The sequence below is a fragment of the Ruegeria sp. BHSB196 genome, from assembly GCF_059613135.1.
In genome coordinates this window covers 89,976-105,505 of the sequence record NZ_JBXWRY010000006.1, presented here as the reverse complement: position 1 = coordinate 105,505, position 15,530 = coordinate 89,976, and the positions used below count along the sequence as shown (strand labels likewise).

Sequence of the window (15,530 nt, the reverse complement as noted above, 5' to 3'; positions counted from 1 at the left end):
AAATCTCTTGACCTGAAGTTAGGTTTAGAAATTACGGTGAGTCGAAACAAGCGAAAAGGAGACAGCATGACCGCCACCCTTGAACATACCAACTTCACCGTCCGCGACCCCAGGGCGACCGCCGCTTGGATGCAGGATGTGTTCGGCTGGAAAACACGGTGGGAAGGGCCGGCCATCGCCGGCGGCTTCACCGTGCATGTCGGCAGCACCCACACCTATCTCGCGCTCTACGCGCCCGACGATCCCAAACCCGCGACCGAGAGCAGCTACGATACCGTCGGGGGCCTCAATCACGTCGGCGTTCTGGTCGAAGACCTGGATGCTGTCGAAACGAAAGTGCGCGCGGCCGGGTTCGAACCGCGCAGCCACGCGGATTACGAGCCGGGACGACGGTTCTATTTCGACGATGACAACGGCATCGAATTCGAGGTCGTCGCCTACGACTAGGCCGTATTCCGCGCGCGCAAATCCCGTGGCCCCTTGCAATTTGCCCGCTATTTGGTTCAGGTATCCATGAAACCAACTTGTCGCCCCGGCGCATCGCGCGGCGGGGCGAAGCAATTTTGTTACGTGGGTTACGAACGATGGAAAAGATTCCGATGACGCCTGCGGGCTTTGCTGCGCTTGAGGCCGAGTTGAAAAAGCTGAAGACCGAGGAACGCCCGGCGATCATTCGCGCCATCGCCGAGGCGCGCGAGCATGGCGACCTGTCCGAAAACGCCGAATACCATTCGGCGCGCGAAAAACAGTCGTTCATCGAGGGCCGGATCAAGGAACTGGAAGGCATCCTGTCGCGGGCCGACGTGATCGACCCGAAAAGGCTGTCCGGCCCCATCAAGTTCGGGGCGCGGGTCACGCTGGTGGACGAGGATACCGACGAGGAACGAACCTGGCAGATCGTGGGCGAGCACGAGGCGAATATCGAGGCCGGGCTGCTGAACGTCAAATCGCCCATCGCGCGGGCCCTGATCGGCAAGGACGAAGGCGACAGTGTCGAGGTTCGCACGCCCGGCGGGCTGCGGTCCTATGAAATCCTGACCATCCAGTATTCCTGACGGGGCCTGACCGATGTCGGAGCCCAAACCGGAAAAGAAGTCGGACAGGCCGACCTCGCTGGGCATCTATGACCGGCCGCAATGGCCGGCGATCACCGGCATCGAGATTGCCGCCATCGTGCTCAGCCTGATCTGGCTGGTGGTTTCGGTCGTCTTCATCGTGTTGCCGCGCGATGCGGGAAGCAGCGGGTTCCTGGTGGTGATGCTGGCCGTGTTCATGCCAGTCGCGATGATCTGGGTGGCAGCCACGGCGATGCGGGCCAGCCGGGTCATGCGCGAGGAGAGCCAGCGCCTGCAGACCGCCATCGACGCGATCCGCAACGCCTATGTCCTGCAGCAGCAGCGCGCGGCCATCGCGCAGGAACCTTCGGTCACGCGCAAGCTGGACGAGATCGTGGCGGCGGCGAAAAAGGCCGAAACCACGCTGGCCACGTTTTCGACATCGCGGGGAAACATGCCGCGCAAGGCGGTCCCGGAACCGGACCGCTCGGTGCCGAGGGGCGAGCAGGCGGCGCTGGAACTGGGCACGCCGGCCGAGGCCCTGGCGCCGCCGCTGGCGACCGAAGACTTCATCCGCGCGCTGAACTTTCCGGAAACGGCCGAGGATACCGAGGGCTTTGCCGCCCTGCGCCGCGCGCTCAAGGATCGAAAGGCGGCGCAACTGATCCAGGCATCGCAGGACGTTCTGACCCTGCTGAGCCAGGAGGGCATCTATATGGACGACCTCAAGCCCGACCTGGCGCGACCCGAAATCTGGCGCCAGTTCGCGCAGGGCACCCGAGGCCGCGCGATTGCCGCCCTGGGCGGGATTCGGGACCGGTCGTCGCTGGCCCTGACCGCCGGGCGCATGAAACAGGATCCGATTTTTCGCGATGCGGCGCATCATTTCCTGCGCCGCTTCGATCAGATGTTCTCCGCGTTCGAGCCGGACGCGAGCGATGCGGATATCGCGGCGCTGGCCGATACCCGCACGGCGCGGGCGTTCATGCTGCTGGGAAGGGTGGCCGGCACTTTCGACTGAGCGATCGCGTCAGGATGCCGCGACCGGTTCGACGGTCCAGCGCATCCGGGTGGCTTTCCGAAACCCGAAGACATGCCGCAACGGGCCGGTCTCTTCCTCTCCGACCGGGCTGAACCCCTGGCGTTCGTACAGGGCGCGGGCGCGCGGGTTGGTGTCGATCACATCCAACTGAACCTCGCGCAATCCCGCCGAGGCCGCCTCGGACTTGATCGCGCCGAGCAGCGCGGTTCCGACGCCCTTGCCACGGGCCTCGGCGGCGACGAAGATCCCGTCCATCTGAAAGACACCGGGCTGAAGCTCGCGTTCCAGAACGCTCAGGATCGGGCCGCGCCAGAGCGGGCCGAACCACCCATAGACCTGCGCGAGATCCCGCAGGGTGCCGGCGACAAGGGCGCCCTCGGCGGTCTTGAAACCCGCAAGCCCCAGCATCCGCCCATCCCCGTCGCGGGCGACCAAGGCGAAGTCGGGGTTCAGGACGCGGGCGAAAAAGGCCCGCGCGCGGGTGCCCTGCCCCATCACCTTGCCCAGCTTCGCGGAAAACGCCTGCCAGAACAGCTCCGCCACCTGATCGCGTTCCACGTCCCGGAATCCGCGTGTGACGGTGACGGTCAATGCCCGAAACTCCCGTACGGAATGAACCGGACGGGATCGCCGGGACGAATGTGGCGTTCTCCGTCTTCGATCTCGGCCAGGCCCTCGGCCCAGCTGAGACCGCTGATCCGGCCGGAACCTTCCGAGCGGAACACCTCGACACGGCCATCGCGCACCCGCGCCCTCAGATATTCGCGGCGGCCCGGTTTCTTGCGCTTTTCGAAGGCGGCGGGCAGGTCGAAGCCCTGCGGTGCGCGCCAGTCCTCGCCGGCCAGCACGCCCATTGCCGGACGCGCGAAGATCAGGGTGCAGACCATGGCCGCGACCGGATTGCCCGGCAGCCCGAAGACCGGCGTGCCGTTCCAGACGCCCAGCGCCAGGGGGCGTCCGGGTTTCAGGGCGATGCGCCATTCCTGCATCGCGCCCGCTTCGCGCAGCAGCGCCGACACATGGTCTTCGTCACCCGCCGACGCACCGCCGCTGGTCAGGATCACGTCCGCACCGGCCGCAGCCGCATCCAGCCGCGCCTTCAGCGTGTCGCGATCGTCCGGCACCCGGCCCATGTCCAGGGTCGCGTAGCCGAAGCGGCCCGCCATCGCGAGAAGCATCGGACGGTTGGCGTCAAAGATCTGCCCGGGCGCAGCGGGTTGCCCCGGCTCCACCAGTTCGTCGCCGGTGGACAGGACGGCGACGCGCAACTGCTTGCGCACGGGGATTTCGGCAATGCCGATGGCGGAAAGCAGCGCCAGATCTGCCGGCGTCAGCTTCCGGCCCCGGCTGAGGGCAACCGCACCTTCGGCCACATCCTCGCCCGCATCGCGCGTATTGGCCCCGCGCTTGAGCGGACCGCGAAAGGCGATATGGCCGTCCGCGACAGTCACATCCTCTTCCAGAATCACCGTATCAACACCCGCAGGCAGGGCGGCGCCGGTCAGGACGCGGAGGGCGCTGCCCTCGGGGACCGTGCCCGCAAAGGCGATACCGGCCGCCGCGCGCCCCGGAAGCAGCGGCAGGACATGGTCGCCCTCGGGATAGCCGCCCGCGAACCCGTACCCGTCCACGGCGGTGTTGGGCAGCGGCGGGTTGGAGCGGCGGGCGATCACGTCCTCGGCCAGCACCCGTCCGGACGCCTGCGCCAGGGCGACGGTTTCGACGCCGACAACCGGGGTCAGCCGCTGGCGCAACATCGCCAGCGCATCATCGACGGGCGTCCAGTTCACCCCGGCAGGCAGGGCGAAGCAGTCGTTTTTGAGCGGCGGCGGCGCGATGTCCGGCTTGTTCCCTGTCACACCCAAGATCCATCCTTCCTCTGGCGCGCTGACATCCAGCAGTTGTCCCAATTCCTGAGGCGGAAGCCGCGCCAGAGTCAAGGCGACCCGTTGCACCTGCCATGCGTCCTTGATCCGGCCCTTCGGAGCGGCGCCCAGCGTCAGGGACGGCCAGATCTCGACGAAGGCGACGGGGGTGTGCAGCGGCTCGAACGGCCAGACGGACACCTGCCCGGCAAACCGGCGGCGCAGGCGGGCCAGCACCGGCAGGCCCATCATCACCTGGCTGCCGACCGCGCCCGCGCCGGCCAGTTGCCAGCAGGTAAAACTGCCCTTTGCCAGGGTTTCGACCGCGCGCCTGTCCGGAAACGGGTTTTGGTAGCCGTCCTTGCGGCGCGGCAGGCCGTCGATGTCGCGCTTGAGACCGTTGGCCCAGAACGGACCTTTGCCGCCAAACCGGCGGTTGATCTCACCCGCCAGGTCAAAGCGGTTGTTGGCCCTCGGCGCATCCTTGATCCGCGCTTCGAACCAATCCCACAGGGCCAGGGGGTCATCGCGCCCGGTCAGTGCGCGGGCGAAACCCGCAGGATAGCCGAACGGGAAATCGAAGCCCAGAATCAGCCGCCGACCGGCCGCGATCTCGGCTTGGATCAGGGAGGCAAGCCAGGTTTCCGCCTGGGTCCGGTTGCGCAGATAGACGGGTTCGTCCGCCCTGCCCTGCCGCGCCACACAGGCCCAGATGGCATCCTTGCGCGGCCGCGGGCCGGTGTCGTTCCCGCCGGACCAGTCCACCATCGCGAAGGTCTGGAATGGGGTCAAAGACCCACCTGCTCCAGCACGAAATCCGCGATCGTCCCGGCGTCGTTCAGATCGAAGACCGGCCGGTCCAGATCCAGCGGGGTATCGCTGGCCACGGCGCGGATGGTCTCGTCCCACCGCGCGATCAGGTCGTTTCCGGGCTCGGCCCGATACGCTTCGATCTTGGGGTGGCGGGCGGTCTTGTAGCCTTCGATCAGCACCAGATCGACCGGGGACAACCGCGCCAGCAGATCCGGCAGCGGCGGTTCCGGCGCGCCGCGCAGCTCCTGCATCAGCGCGACCCGGTATTGCGAGGCCAGCAGCACCTCATGCGCACCGGCCTGCCGGTGGCGGAAGCTGTCGCGTCCGGGATGGTCGATGTCAAAGGAATGATGCGCGTGCTTGATGGTCGAAACCGAATAGCCCCGTCCGGTGATCTCGGCCACCAGCCGCTCCATGAGCCCGGTCTTGCCGGCGTTCTTCCAGCCGGTGACGCCGTAGATCCTCATGCCTCCTCCAGAAGCTTTTCGGCCAGGTTCAGATCCTCGGGCGTGTTGACGTTAAAGAACGGGTCGAACCGGCCCACCGGAAACAGCGCCTCGCGCCCGTTGTGCCGGTCGGTCCAGACCACCACCTTTCGCAGCCCCGCGTTCAGGGCCGAGCGCAGATCGTCCCGCAGCGCCACCGGCCAGAGACCGAACGTGGGATGGCGGTTGACCTTGCCACGCCCGCCGGATTTCAGCTCTTCGCCGGTGCGCGGGGTGGTGGCCAGAACCAGGGGGTGGTCCTGCCCCGCGGCGGCTTCGGTCAGCCGTGCCACCAGATCGTCGGGAAAGAACGGTGTGTCGGCGGCGGCTGTGACGATGGTTTCGGCGCCCTGTCCCGCCGCCCAGTCCAGCCCGGCCAGGACGCCCGCCAGCGGGCCGGCATATCCCTGCACCGAATCCGCGATGACCGGAAGGCCGAGATGCGCAAACCGCGCCGGATCACCATTGGCGTTGAGCGCCAGCGCCCCCACCTGCGGCCCGAGCCGGTCGATGACGCGGCCGAGCAGGGGCTGTCCGCCGAGCATCAGCATCCCCTTGTCGCCGCCGCCCATGCGGGTGGCAAGGCCACCGGCGAGAATGACACCCAAAGGCTGTTGCATGACCTGATCCCAGTTTCCGGCCGCTGACCGGCCCAGATGTTTCAGACCCTTATACCCGGTTTCACTGCAACTGGAATGCCGTCGGATAGATGCGGTGCAAAAGGAACAGCCACAGGATCAGGGTGCCGAAAGACAGGATCGACGTTGCCGAAATCGTATGGGCGGCAAGTTGCGGTTCCTGATCGTAGTGCTGCGCGAGCAAATAGATGTTCTTGGCCGTCGGAACCGCCGCCGACACGGTTGCCGCGATGGTCCAGAGCGGGTCGAGCCCGATGAGATGCGCGGCCAGCAGGACGAGGCCGGGCGCGGCAATCAGCTTGGCGAAGGACAGCGCCAGGATGAGCGGCCCTGTCTTGACGATCGTTTTCACGCTGGTGGTGAACCCGATCGCGAACAGCGCCACGGCTGCCAGGGCCTGGCTGAGAAGCTCCAGATAGCCGGCGACCGCCTTGGGGAACCCCAATCCGGTAAAGGAATATGCCACGCCCAGCAGGGTCGCCAGAATGACCGGGTTCTTCAGGACGTTCAGCACGATCTTCCAGACCGGCGTCCGCTTGCGGGCGGTCTGGCTGGCCGCGGTTTCCAGCGTTACCGTGAAGGCGAGGATCACGATGGCGACGACCAGATTCGCCAGCACCGCAGGCAAAGCGCCCTTGGAGCCGAAAATGGCGTGCAGAACCGGCAGCGCGACCAGCGCCGTGTTCGAGGCCACCCCCGCAAAGGCGGCGACCGCCGCGGAGGCGGTCTGGAACCTGAAGGCGTATCGGAGGACCAGGAACAGCACGACCAGCAGGAGCGCCATGGACCCGCCATAAGACAGGTAGAAGCCGGGGTTGAACAGGTTGGCAAAGTCTTCCTGACCGATGAGGTAAAACATGATGGCCGGGATCAGGACGTAAACGGCGAACTGCACCAGGGCTTCGGACGTGGATTCGCCCAGCAGGTTCGTCCAGGAGAAGACATAGCCCGTGACAATGACCGCGAAGACCGGCGCGATGAGGTTGATGAGTTCCACGTGATCCCCCTTTGGCGATCTGAGCGAGCCAGGCGCCGCGTGTCAATCCAAGGCGCTTTTTCTGCGGTGCTTCTTGTCCTCGCCGGGCACCGTGGACGGATCCACGTCGCGCAGCAACCGATCCTCGCCGGAAAGGCAGACGAACCGCTGGCCGCGCATCCGGCCGATCAGGGTCAGACCCACCTCACGCGCGATTTCGACACCCCAGGCGGTGAAGCCCGAACGCGAGGCGAGTACGGGGATGCCCATCAGGGCCGTCTTGATCACCATTTCCGAAGTCAGTCGGCCGGTCGTGTAGAGGATCTTGTCATCCGCCTGGACGTTCTCCGACAGCATCCAGCCGGCGATCTTGTCCACCGCGTTGTGACGGCCGACATCCTCCATGTAGACCAGCGGGCGGTTTTCGCGGCAGAGCACCGTGCCGTGGATCGCCCCGGCTTCGAGATAGAGCGATGGGGTCCGGTTGATCTTGGCCGCCAGGTCGTAGAGCCACGAGGTGCGCACCGTCACCTGCGGCAGCGTCACGTCTTCGAGCCCTTCCATCATGTCCCCAAAGACGGTGCCCACGGCGCAGCCGCTGGTGCGGGTCTTTTTCCTGAGCTTGTCCTCGTAGGAGGTTTCGCGGGCGGTGCGGACGACGACGGTTTCCAGCTCGTCGTCATAGTCCACGCGCACGACCTGATCCTCGGGGTGCAGCATGCCCTGATTGCGCAGGAATCCCAGCGCCAGGTATTCCGGATAGTCGCCGATCGTCATCGCCGTCACGATTTCCTGCTTGTTCAGAAAGATCGTGAGCGGGCGTTCCTCGACCACCGAGATGCGGCGTGCCTGGCCGGTGTGATCGACCCCGTCCACCGCGCGCGTCAGGCGTGCCGCCGTGGGATCGGGGGCGATGATGTAGTCGGAAAGATCCAGTTCGGTGGCCAATTGCAACCCTTTCGCAAGCACAGTACTGCTGACGCCGTCACAATAGGATCTCGCCATGGCAATCACCACATCCAAATCCTACTACTGGAAGGGATTTCGCGACGGGTCTCCTTTTGTCTTCGTGGCGGTTCCGTTTGGATTGCTGTTCGGTGTCTTCGCCACCGAGGCGGGGCTGGACATCGTTCAAACCATGACCTTCACCGCCACGGTGTTTGCCGGCGCGGCGCAGTTTGCCGCGCTGCAACTGCTGCAGGACAATGCGCCGACTCTGATCGTGCTTGCCTCGGCCTTGGCGGTCAACCTGAGGGTGGCGATGTATTCGGCCTCGCTGACGCCCTATCTCGGCGCTGCGCCTTTGTGGCAGCGGGCCTGCGCGGCCTATTTCGTCGTCGATCAGTCCTATGCCTGTTCGATTGTCCAGTTCGAGACGGAACCCGCGATGACCGTTCCGCAGCGAGTGGCGTATTTCTTTGGCACCATCTCGCCCATCGCACCGCTGTGGTATCTGAGCACCTATCTGGGCGCGGTTCTGGGGACGCAGATTCCAGAAAGCTGGGCGCTGGATTTCGCGCTGCCGATCACCTTTCTGTCTATGATCGGACCGATGCTACGCACCTTGGCGCATGTGGTCGCCGCATTGGTGGCGATCGTGGTGGCCCTCTGCTCGGTCTGGGTGCCGTTCAATCTGGGCCTGCTGATCGCCGGATGCGCCGGCATGATGGCCGGGGCGTATGCCGAATTGCGGCTTGAGCGCCGAGGGGTCCGGGCGTGAGCGCGATCGACACCGATACCATGTGGATCGTGATCGTCGGGCTGGCCGTCGGCAGCTTTGCCTTGCGGTTCGTGTTCCTGGGTTTCGTGGGAGACCGCCCGATGCCGCCCTGGCTGCTGCGGCACCTGCGTTACACGGCGGTGGCGATCCTGCCCGCGCTGATCGCGCCGCTGGTGGTCTGGCCCTCGGCAACCGGCGGGCAGCCCGACCTGCCGCGGATGAGCGCCGCCGCCATGGCTCTGACGGTGGGGTTTCTGACGAAGAACGTGATCGCCGCGATCTTCTCGGGCGCGGCGACGCTTTACGGGCTGTTGTACCTGCTGGGGTGAACGTCAGTTCTGCGTCGCAAGGGTTGCGTTCAGCCGGGCGTTGTTCGCGGCGATGCCGGTCTGGAGATCCGCGTCATCGTCTTCGAAATATTTCTGGGTGATCGCACCGGGGAGGTCGCCGAACTGGTCCGCGAGTTTCACCGGTTGGAACACCGTCCGGATCTGCTCGAACCCCGGCACCTGCTGCAACAGGCGCGCGGTGTAATTGGCGCAGAACGTGCCCGGCACCGGTCCCATCTGCTTGGCCAGCCGATAGGCGGTTTCGGCCTGTTCCGGGGTGACTTCAAGCTCCTGAACGATCACGTGATAGGTTTCGCGGGCATGCGAGCCGCGATACGCCTTTTCGACCGGCGGCGTGATGCCGTACAGCACGTCGTCGCGCTCGGGCACGATATCGGCCTGGAACGATCCCGCCGGATCGAAGATCACCCGCTCGCTGGCATTGATCATCAGCGACGAGTGCCCTCCCGACCCGGTGCGGTTGTTCACGATCGTGTAGAGGGTGAACTTCGCTGGCCCCGGATCGCGATAGCTGACCGCCGCGATGGTGGCGTCATCGGCCTGCGGGCCACGCGGGGTCGCGCAAGCCGCCAGGCTCAGCACCAGCGCGCCGGCGAGAACGATCCGCAACATATCCGCTCCTCAACCCGATCAGGCGGCGAAGACGGCCAGGAATAGCAGGATGAATAAGATGACCACCACGGTCCAGATGGTGAACTTGACGAACCCGTTGAAGGTTTCGGTCTGCACCTTGATGTCCATTTCGCCGTGTTTGTACTCAGCCATGTGTCCGGTTCCCATTCGCGTGTTTTTCGTTGGATAGTGGATTCTCTCATCCATGTCACGACGTCAATCGCGCGCAGGGGCCAGCGTGTCGAACGGAGTACATCCCGGAAAACCGAAGCCCCACCGCCAGGGCAGACCGGTGCACGGCCCGCCGCCAAAACGGACGGCCAGGAACATCGCCTGCGCGACCGTGTCATACGCCAATCGCACCTGATCCGGCGTGGTGTCGAAACGAAGCGCCAATTCCTCGGCGCGCACCGCTCCGTCGTCGATCACGCAGGCCCTGAGCGCCATGTCGGCGGCGAGCCGCGCGTCATAGCTTTGTTCGGCCCCGGTCGCCCCGGCAGCATCGTGATAGGCCCGGTCATGCACCACGCAGCACGGCTCCCACGGCGGATTCGATTGGAACGCCTGCGCGAAGTCGGGAAACCGGTCGGCCAGCAGCCGCCAGACCGAGGACATGCCGCCCGAGCAACCGTCGGTTTCGAACGGAATCGGGTCCGCGCCCTGCCGCGCCAGCATCAGCGCGCGGTGGGCGGGCAATTCGACCTTGCGCGCCAGATCCTGCGCCGTCGCGGGCACCGCGAAACAGCACATCAGCACAGCGATTCTAAGGGCTGTCATCGCGCATCCGGTCGGTCTTGATCTGCATGCCCAACTCGCCCGCAAGCCACAGCATCAATCGCTCGGCCGGGCCCAGTTCGGCGCGCACTTCCAGCACCTTTCGCGCCAGTGCCGGTTCGTCGGTGATCAGGCCGTCAACGCCCATCGACACCATCTGCGACATCTGAAGCGGGTCGTTGACGGTCCAGACGTAGAAATCCTTGCCCGCGTCGTGAACCCGGCGGATCAGGCCGGGCGAGGCCATGCCGGCATTGACCGCAATGAAATCGGCGTCCAGGCCGGAAATGTCGCCGACCGCCGTCGCCGCCAGTACGCCCGTCCGCCAATCCGGGCGCAGGTCGCGCATCTTCTGCACGGCGGGGTATTTCAGCGACATGGTGGCGATCTCGTCCTGCATCTCGAGATCTTCCACGATCCCGGCGACGCGGTTTTCCAGATCCACGTCATGGCCGTAATATTTCAGTTCGATGATGACCTTGGCCTTGCCGCGCGCCGCAGCCAGAACGTCGCGCAGCGTCGGAGTCCGTTCGTCGGCATAGTCGGGGCCGAACCAGCTGCCGATATCGATGTCGTCCAGATCGGACATGGTGGCGTCCCAGACCTTGAGATCGACACCGGCGAGTTTCATGAAATCGCTGTCATGCGCGACGACAACCACGCCGTCCGCCGTTTCCTGCACATCCACCTCGACCCAATCGGCCCCGTCCTCGATCGCCTTGAGCACCGAGGCCATGGTGTTTTCCGGCCGCAGCGCCGCCGCGCCGCGATGGCCGATGATCTCGACCTCGTCATTGGCCTGCACGTTCTGCAGCAGAAAGTTGCCCAGCCAGAATCCACCCAACACCGCCGCCGCCGACACCGCCACGAGGCCGATGAGGCGGCCCCGGATGCTGCCCGTGGGTGTCGGCGCGTCGATCCTGGTTTCGCCTTCGTAGAACCCGTCCAGCAGCACGGCCAGAGCGCCCAGCGCGGTTGCCGCCAGGATCAGGCCCGCCAGCGACCACAGCCCCGCAATGGCCAGGCTGAGCGCAAGGGCCACGCGCAGGTTCGTGTCGGGGCTCAAGGGAATCAACCCAAGCAGACCACCCGCGACCAGGCCGATGCCGGCCGCGATGACGAGGCGCACGGCCAGCCACAGCACCAGTTGGAGTTTGAGGCGGCCCCGGTGCCCCTCCATCCGGCGCGCGCTTTCGCCAAAGGCGGCGCCGGGGGCGACCTGCTCGAACAGGACGAGATGCAGCGACAGCGCCCAGGCGGACAGGCGCCGGATCAGAACCCAGGCCATGACGACCATGACCGCTCCGATCAGCGTCACGGCGACCCAGAAGGCCGGCGGATGGAAGGTGAGGTAATAGTTGATGTCGTATTCGGTCAGCGTCCACCACGCGATCAGGCCGCTCACGGCGGCGAACGGAAGCACCAGCAGCAAGACCCGCAACACGAAGCGCGCCGCAAATGACAGAAGCGATGGAAGCCGGCCAACGACCAGCGCGAGGGCCGAGCGACCGGCAGTCCAGAGGTCGGTCTTGCCCATCCGCAGGGTCGCCGCCATGACCGCGAAGCCCAGCACCTCGGCCACCAGAAACAGGCTGAGAACCGCCAGCGTCACCACGAAGCCGACAGGAGACAGGATGAACATGGCGATGTCCTGATCCGTCAGCGCCGGCTGCCGCGACACCAGAACCGCCAGGTTGATCACGACCGCAAGGGCGGGCGCGATCAGGGCCAGCGTCAGAAACCGCAGCACCAGATAGACCGGCACGAAGATTCGCCTGCGCGACCAGGCGGCGGAATAGGCCGCTGTTACCGTCGAAATGTGTGCCACGTGCCGAACTCCCGAAAATCCCGGTCATTCAACGCCGTGGCCGAGCGAAAAGCAAGAAACGAGGTCAGTCCTCTTCCAGGTCGGCCGCCAGCCGGAACCCGATCCGGTGGGCCGGTTTGTCCTCGACCGATTTGGGCAGGGCCCGCAACATGACGTTCAACTGGCTGACATGCTGGACCAGCTGAGTCTTGGCGCCGGTCGCGTCCGACCCGTAGAAGGTGACGATGTCGGGATCGAAGTAACCCATCCCTTCGATCCGCAGCACCCCGGCATCGCCGCCGGTAAAGCCCATCGCGGCTTCCTGGCTGCTGTCGAGCTGTTCCTCGAAGTTCTTGATATAGAGGATCAGCCGCTCATAGGCCCATTGCGCCGGGCTCTTGGTCTTGACCGGCTTCTGGTAGGGTTTCGGCAATTCCTGCGGGCCCGACTGCGCGTTCGGGTCGGCATGGACCTCGTGACACCGCGGCAGGGCGTCGGCCTCGGCGGCTTCTGCGGAGGTTTCGATCTTGTCGCCCATCCTCTACCCCTTGCGTTGGTACAGCCACGCGCCATCCGCGCGCCGCGTCCGGGTCACGGCTCCAATGTGGTAGAGATGGTTCACATGCGCAACCGCTTCGACCAGCGCAAGCCCGTATTCGCCTTCGCCGATGTTGCGCTTGAACAGCGGGGCGAAGCAGGCCGAGGCCGGTTTCGGCACATCGAGATGGTCGAGCAACCGTTTGAGCGCGCCGTGATGATTGTCGATCAGCTGCCGCATCCGCGCCGGCAGGCCGGTGAAGGGCAGCTTGTGCCCGCCCAGCGTCAGGTGATCTGGCCGGGCCAGAGGCTCCAGCCGCGCGCAGGCTTCCAGCCATTCGGCCACCGGATCGGCCAGCGGTTCGGTCGCGTAGACGCCGATATTGGGGCTGATCGAACTGAGGATCTGGTCGCCGGTGAGCACCAGATTGTCGTCGCGGCTCCAGAACGTCGCGTGTTCGGGCGCGTGGCCGTTGCCCATGTGAACATCCCAGTCGCGCCCGCCCATGCGGAACACGTCGCCCTGCCGGATCCGGGTGAAGCCCAGCGGCATCGGATAGACCATGTCGGCAAAGTTGAACGGCCGTTCGGACATACGCTTGGCCAGGATTTCCGGGGCCATGCCTGCGCTGCGGTAGTAGTCGAGCGTCTCCTCGGGCCAGGTTTCCTGGACATCCAGCGTCAGCATCCGCGCGAACAGCCAGGCCGTCCGCGTGGTCACAAGTTCGGCACCGTGGGCCGACTGGAACCACCCGGCATTGCCGACGTGATCGGGATGGTGATGGGTGACGACGACCCGGCGGACGGGCCGGCCCGCGAGTGGCCCCGCCATCAGCTGGTCCCAGATCGCCCGCGTCTTGCGCGACGAGAAGCCGGTATCGACGATCGTCCAGCCGTCGCCGTCATCCAGCGCATAGACGTTGACGTGATCCAGCTTCATCGGCAGCGGCAGTCGCATCCAGAGCACGCCCTCGGCCACTTCGATGGCCTCGCCGGGCGCCGGGGGCTCTTCCCACGGGTAACGCATGCCGAGCGGTTGGCCGCCGTCCATCAGGCGGCCATCTCGTCCGCGCTGAGCGCATAGAGATCGTCCGAACCGTTCTGGGACTGCGCCAGCAGTCCGGCATGTTCCGGCAGCAGCGCGTTGATGTAGAACCGGGCCAGCTTGGCGCGCGGTCCGTCCGGATCGGCCAAGGCAGCGGTCAAGTGGAAATGCCCGCCCAGAACCCGCGCAAAGGCCCGGAGATAGGGCAAGGCACCCGCGAACCGCTGCGTCATGTCCGTCTGGCCGACCAGCCACTCGGTCGCTTCGCGCAGCGATTCGGTCGCCTCCCAGACCGGGCCGGCCAGTTCCGGCAGAGTGGCACGGGCGGCTTCGGCCTGCGCCTCGATCTCGTCGAGCAGGCGCAAGGCCGCCTCGCCCCCGTCCATCATCTTGCGGCCGACCAGGTCTATCGACTGGATGCCGTTGGTGCCCTCGTAGATCGCCGTCACCCGCACGTCGCGGTAATATTGCGCCGCGCCGGTCTCTTCGACGACGCCCATGCCGCCGTGCACCTGAACGCCGGTGTCGGACACCCGCATTCCGGTTTCGGCTCCGAACGCCTTGGCAATCGGCGTCAGCAGGGCCGCGCGCGCCGCCCAGTCCGAATCCCCGGTCGCCTTCGCCATGTCGGTGGCCACCGCGTTTGCCAGCAGGATGGCGCGCGACGCGAACACGTCGGCACGCATTTCCAGCAGCATCCGGCGCACGTCCGCATGGTCGATGATCGTGCCCGAGGGCGTCTTGCCCTGTTTGCGTTCCAGAGCAAAGGCGAGCGCGTGCTGATAGGCGCCTTCGGCCACACCGACACCCTGGCCGCCGACGCCCAGGCGCGCGTTGTTCATCATGGTGAACATGGCCGCCATGCCACCGTGTTCCCGGCCCACGAGCCACCCCTGAGCGCCGTCATACTGCATCACGCAGGTGGGCGAGCCGTGCAGGCCCATCTTGTGCTCCACCGACACGACCTTGAGGCTGTTGGCCACACCCGGTTCGCCGGTCTCGTCAGGAATGTATTTCGGCACCAGGAACAGGGAAATGCCCTTGGTTCCGGGCACGCCGTCGGGCAGCCGGGCCAGCACCAGATGGCAGACATTGCTGCAAAAGTCGTTGTCGCCCCAGGAGATGAAGATCTTCTGTCCGGTCACCGCATAGGTGCCGTCCCCGTTCGGCTCGGCCCTGGACGACAGCGCCCCCACGTCCGAACCCGCCTGCGGTTCTGTCAGGTTCATGGTGGCGGACCATTCGCCCGAGATCAGCCTGGGAAGGTAAAGCGCCTTCAATGCGTCGCTGGCGTGATGTTCCAGCGCCTCGATCTGGCCCTGGCTCATCAGCGGGGCCAGTTGCAGCGACAGGCAGGCGGCGCTCATCATCTCGTTCACGGCGGTCGTCACGGTCATCGGCAGGCCCATCCCGCCATATTCCGGGTCGGCGCTGATCCCGATCCAGCCGCCTTCGGCGATGGCCTTCCACCCGTCCGCATAGCCCGGCGAGGTGCGCAGCACCCCGTTTTCCAACCGCGCGGGTTCCAGATCGCCGGGGCGTTGCAACGGCGCCAGGACCTCTTCGCACATCTTTCCCGCCTCGGCCAGAATTGCGCTGACCACATCGGGGCTGGCTTCGGTGAACAAGTCTGTGGCGCAGACCTGGTCGAACCCGACCACGTTGTCGAACAGGAATTGGTAATCGGAGACGGGAGCTCGGTACGGCATGGCTTCCTCGGGGTCTGATCTTGCCGGTCTGATGGGCAGGCTTGGCATCCGCCGCCTGCACGGGTATTCATCGGGGCTTGGACGATTACCTATCGAAGCCGG

General features: G+C 65.7%; 18 protein-coding genes. 5 read left to right on the top strand and 13 right to left on the bottom strand.

Annotated features, from left to right (window positions below; genetic code table 11):
* Positions 1 to 66: 66 nt before the first annotated feature.
* The 3 genes from AC2FNJ_RS05945 to AC2FNJ_RS05935 all read left to right on the top strand — a co-directional run bounded on the left by AC2FNJ_RS05945 (position 67) and on the right by AC2FNJ_RS05935 (position 2,076).
* On the top strand, positions 67 to 447 hold the full coding sequence (locus tag AC2FNJ_RS05945) for a VOC family protein (protein ID WP_496763197.1): 381 nt from the start codon (positions 67 to 69) through the stop codon (positions 445 to 447).
* Positions 448 to 584: 137 nt separating this feature from the next.
* Entirely contained in the window at positions 585 to 1,055 is a 471-nt protein-coding gene (gene greA / locus AC2FNJ_RS05940; protein WP_496763196.1) for a transcription elongation factor GreA, read from the top strand.
* Between the two features lie 13 nt (positions 1,056 to 1,068).
* Complete coding sequence (locus AC2FNJ_RS05935) at positions 1,069 to 2,076, top strand: hypothetical protein (protein WP_496763194.1); 1,008 nt, start codon at positions 1,069 to 1,071, stop codon at positions 2,074 to 2,076.
* Between the two features lie 9 nt (positions 2,077 to 2,085).
* Here AC2FNJ_RS05935 and AC2FNJ_RS05930 read toward each other — a convergent pair whose 3' ends face one another.
* The 6 genes from AC2FNJ_RS05930 to AC2FNJ_RS05905 all read right to left on the bottom strand — a co-directional run bounded on the left by AC2FNJ_RS05930 (position 2,086) and on the right by AC2FNJ_RS05905 (position 7,828).
* Positions 2,086 to 2,688: a GNAT family N-acetyltransferase gene (locus AC2FNJ_RS05930; RefSeq protein ID WP_496763193.1), complete on the bottom strand. Its 603-nt coding sequence runs from the start codon at positions 2,686 to 2,688 to the stop codon at positions 2,086 to 2,088.
* Complete coding sequence (locus AC2FNJ_RS05925) at positions 2,685 to 4,754, bottom strand: molybdopterin-binding protein (RefSeq protein WP_496763192.1); 2,070 nt, start codon at positions 4,752 to 4,754, stop codon at positions 2,685 to 2,687. The genes AC2FNJ_RS05930 and AC2FNJ_RS05925 overlap by 4 nt, the downstream gene beginning before the upstream one ends.
* Positions 4,751 to 5,242 carry a molybdopterin-guanine dinucleotide biosynthesis protein B gene (gene mobB / locus AC2FNJ_RS05920; RefSeq protein WP_496763190.1) on the bottom strand — a complete coding sequence of 164 codons (492 nt, stop codon included), beginning with the start codon at positions 5,240 to 5,242 and terminating at the stop codon, positions 4,751 to 4,753. The genes AC2FNJ_RS05925 and mobB overlap by 4 nt, the downstream gene beginning before the upstream one ends.
* Complete coding sequence (mobA, locus tag AC2FNJ_RS05915) at positions 5,239 to 5,880, bottom strand: molybdenum cofactor guanylyltransferase MobA (protein ID WP_496763189.1); 642 nt, start codon at positions 5,878 to 5,880, stop codon at positions 5,239 to 5,241. The genes mobB and mobA overlap by 4 nt, the downstream gene beginning before the upstream one ends.
* A gap of 61 nt (positions 5,881 to 5,941) precedes the next feature.
* Positions 5,942 to 6,895 carry an AEC family transporter gene (locus tag AC2FNJ_RS05910; RefSeq protein WP_496763188.1) on the bottom strand — a complete coding sequence of 318 codons (954 nt, stop codon included), beginning with the start codon at positions 6,893 to 6,895 and terminating at the stop codon, positions 5,942 to 5,944.
* 42 nt (positions 6,896 to 6,937) lie between these two features.
* Positions 6,938 to 7,828 carry a formate dehydrogenase accessory sulfurtransferase FdhD gene (locus AC2FNJ_RS05905; protein ID WP_496763223.1) on the bottom strand — a complete coding sequence of 297 codons (891 nt, stop codon included), beginning with the start codon at positions 7,826 to 7,828 and terminating at the stop codon, positions 6,938 to 6,940.
* Between the two features lie 49 nt (positions 7,829 to 7,877).
* On the opposite strand from AC2FNJ_RS05905, the gene AC2FNJ_RS05900 reads away from it, so the two are divergent.
* A complete protein-coding gene (locus AC2FNJ_RS05900; RefSeq protein ID WP_496763187.1) occupies positions 7,878 to 8,594 on the top strand; it encodes an AzlC family ABC transporter permease in 717 nt (238 codons plus the stop codon).
* Between the two features lie 20 nt (positions 8,595 to 8,614).
* The gene (locus tag AC2FNJ_RS05895; RefSeq protein WP_496763222.1) at positions 8,615 to 8,923 is read left to right on the top strand and encodes an AzlD domain-containing protein; all 309 of its coding nucleotides are present in this window, start codon (positions 8,615 to 8,617) and stop codon (positions 8,921 to 8,923) included.
* Positions 8,924 to 8,926: 3 nt separating this feature from the next.
* Here the strand turns inward: AC2FNJ_RS05895 and AC2FNJ_RS05890 are convergent, their stop codons facing one another.
* The 7 genes from AC2FNJ_RS05890 to AC2FNJ_RS05860 form a co-directional block, all read right to left on the bottom strand.
* Positions 8,927 to 9,556 (bottom strand): hypothetical protein, encoded by a 630-nt coding sequence (locus tag AC2FNJ_RS05890; RefSeq protein ID WP_496763185.1) that lies wholly within the window; start codon positions 9,554 to 9,556, stop codon positions 8,927 to 8,929.
* An 18-nt stretch (positions 9,557 to 9,574) separates the two neighbouring features.
* Entirely contained in the window at positions 9,575 to 9,709 is a 135-nt protein-coding gene (locus tag AC2FNJ_RS05885) for an aa3-type cytochrome c oxidase subunit IV (protein ID WP_496763184.1), read from the bottom strand.
* A gap of 63 nt (positions 9,710 to 9,772) precedes the next feature.
* Positions 9,773 to 10,333 carry a hypothetical protein gene (locus AC2FNJ_RS05880; protein WP_496763182.1) on the bottom strand — a complete coding sequence of 187 codons (561 nt, stop codon included), beginning with the start codon at positions 10,331 to 10,333 and terminating at the stop codon, positions 9,773 to 9,775.
* Complete coding sequence (locus tag AC2FNJ_RS05875) at positions 10,320 to 12,158, bottom strand: glycerophosphodiester phosphodiesterase family protein (protein WP_496763181.1); 1,839 nt, start codon at positions 12,156 to 12,158, stop codon at positions 10,320 to 10,322. The genes AC2FNJ_RS05880 and AC2FNJ_RS05875 overlap by 14 nt, the downstream gene beginning before the upstream one ends.
* A gap of 64 nt (positions 12,159 to 12,222) precedes the next feature.
* Complete coding sequence (locus AC2FNJ_RS05870; protein WP_496763180.1) at positions 12,223 to 12,675, bottom strand: DUF6173 family protein; 453 nt, start codon at positions 12,673 to 12,675, stop codon at positions 12,223 to 12,225.
* A 3-nt stretch (positions 12,676 to 12,678) separates the two neighbouring features.
* Positions 12,679 to 13,725, bottom strand: a complete 1,047-nt coding sequence (locus AC2FNJ_RS05865; protein ID WP_496763178.1) for an MBL fold metallo-hydrolase — start codon at positions 13,723 to 13,725, stop codon at positions 12,679 to 12,681.
* Positions 13,725 to 15,428, bottom strand: coding sequence for an acyl-CoA dehydrogenase (locus AC2FNJ_RS05860; RefSeq protein WP_496763177.1), 1,704 nt, complete (start codon positions 15,426 to 15,428; stop codon positions 13,725 to 13,727). The genes AC2FNJ_RS05865 and AC2FNJ_RS05860 overlap by 1 nt, the downstream gene beginning before the upstream one ends.
* Positions 15,429 to 15,530 lie beyond the last annotated feature (102 nt).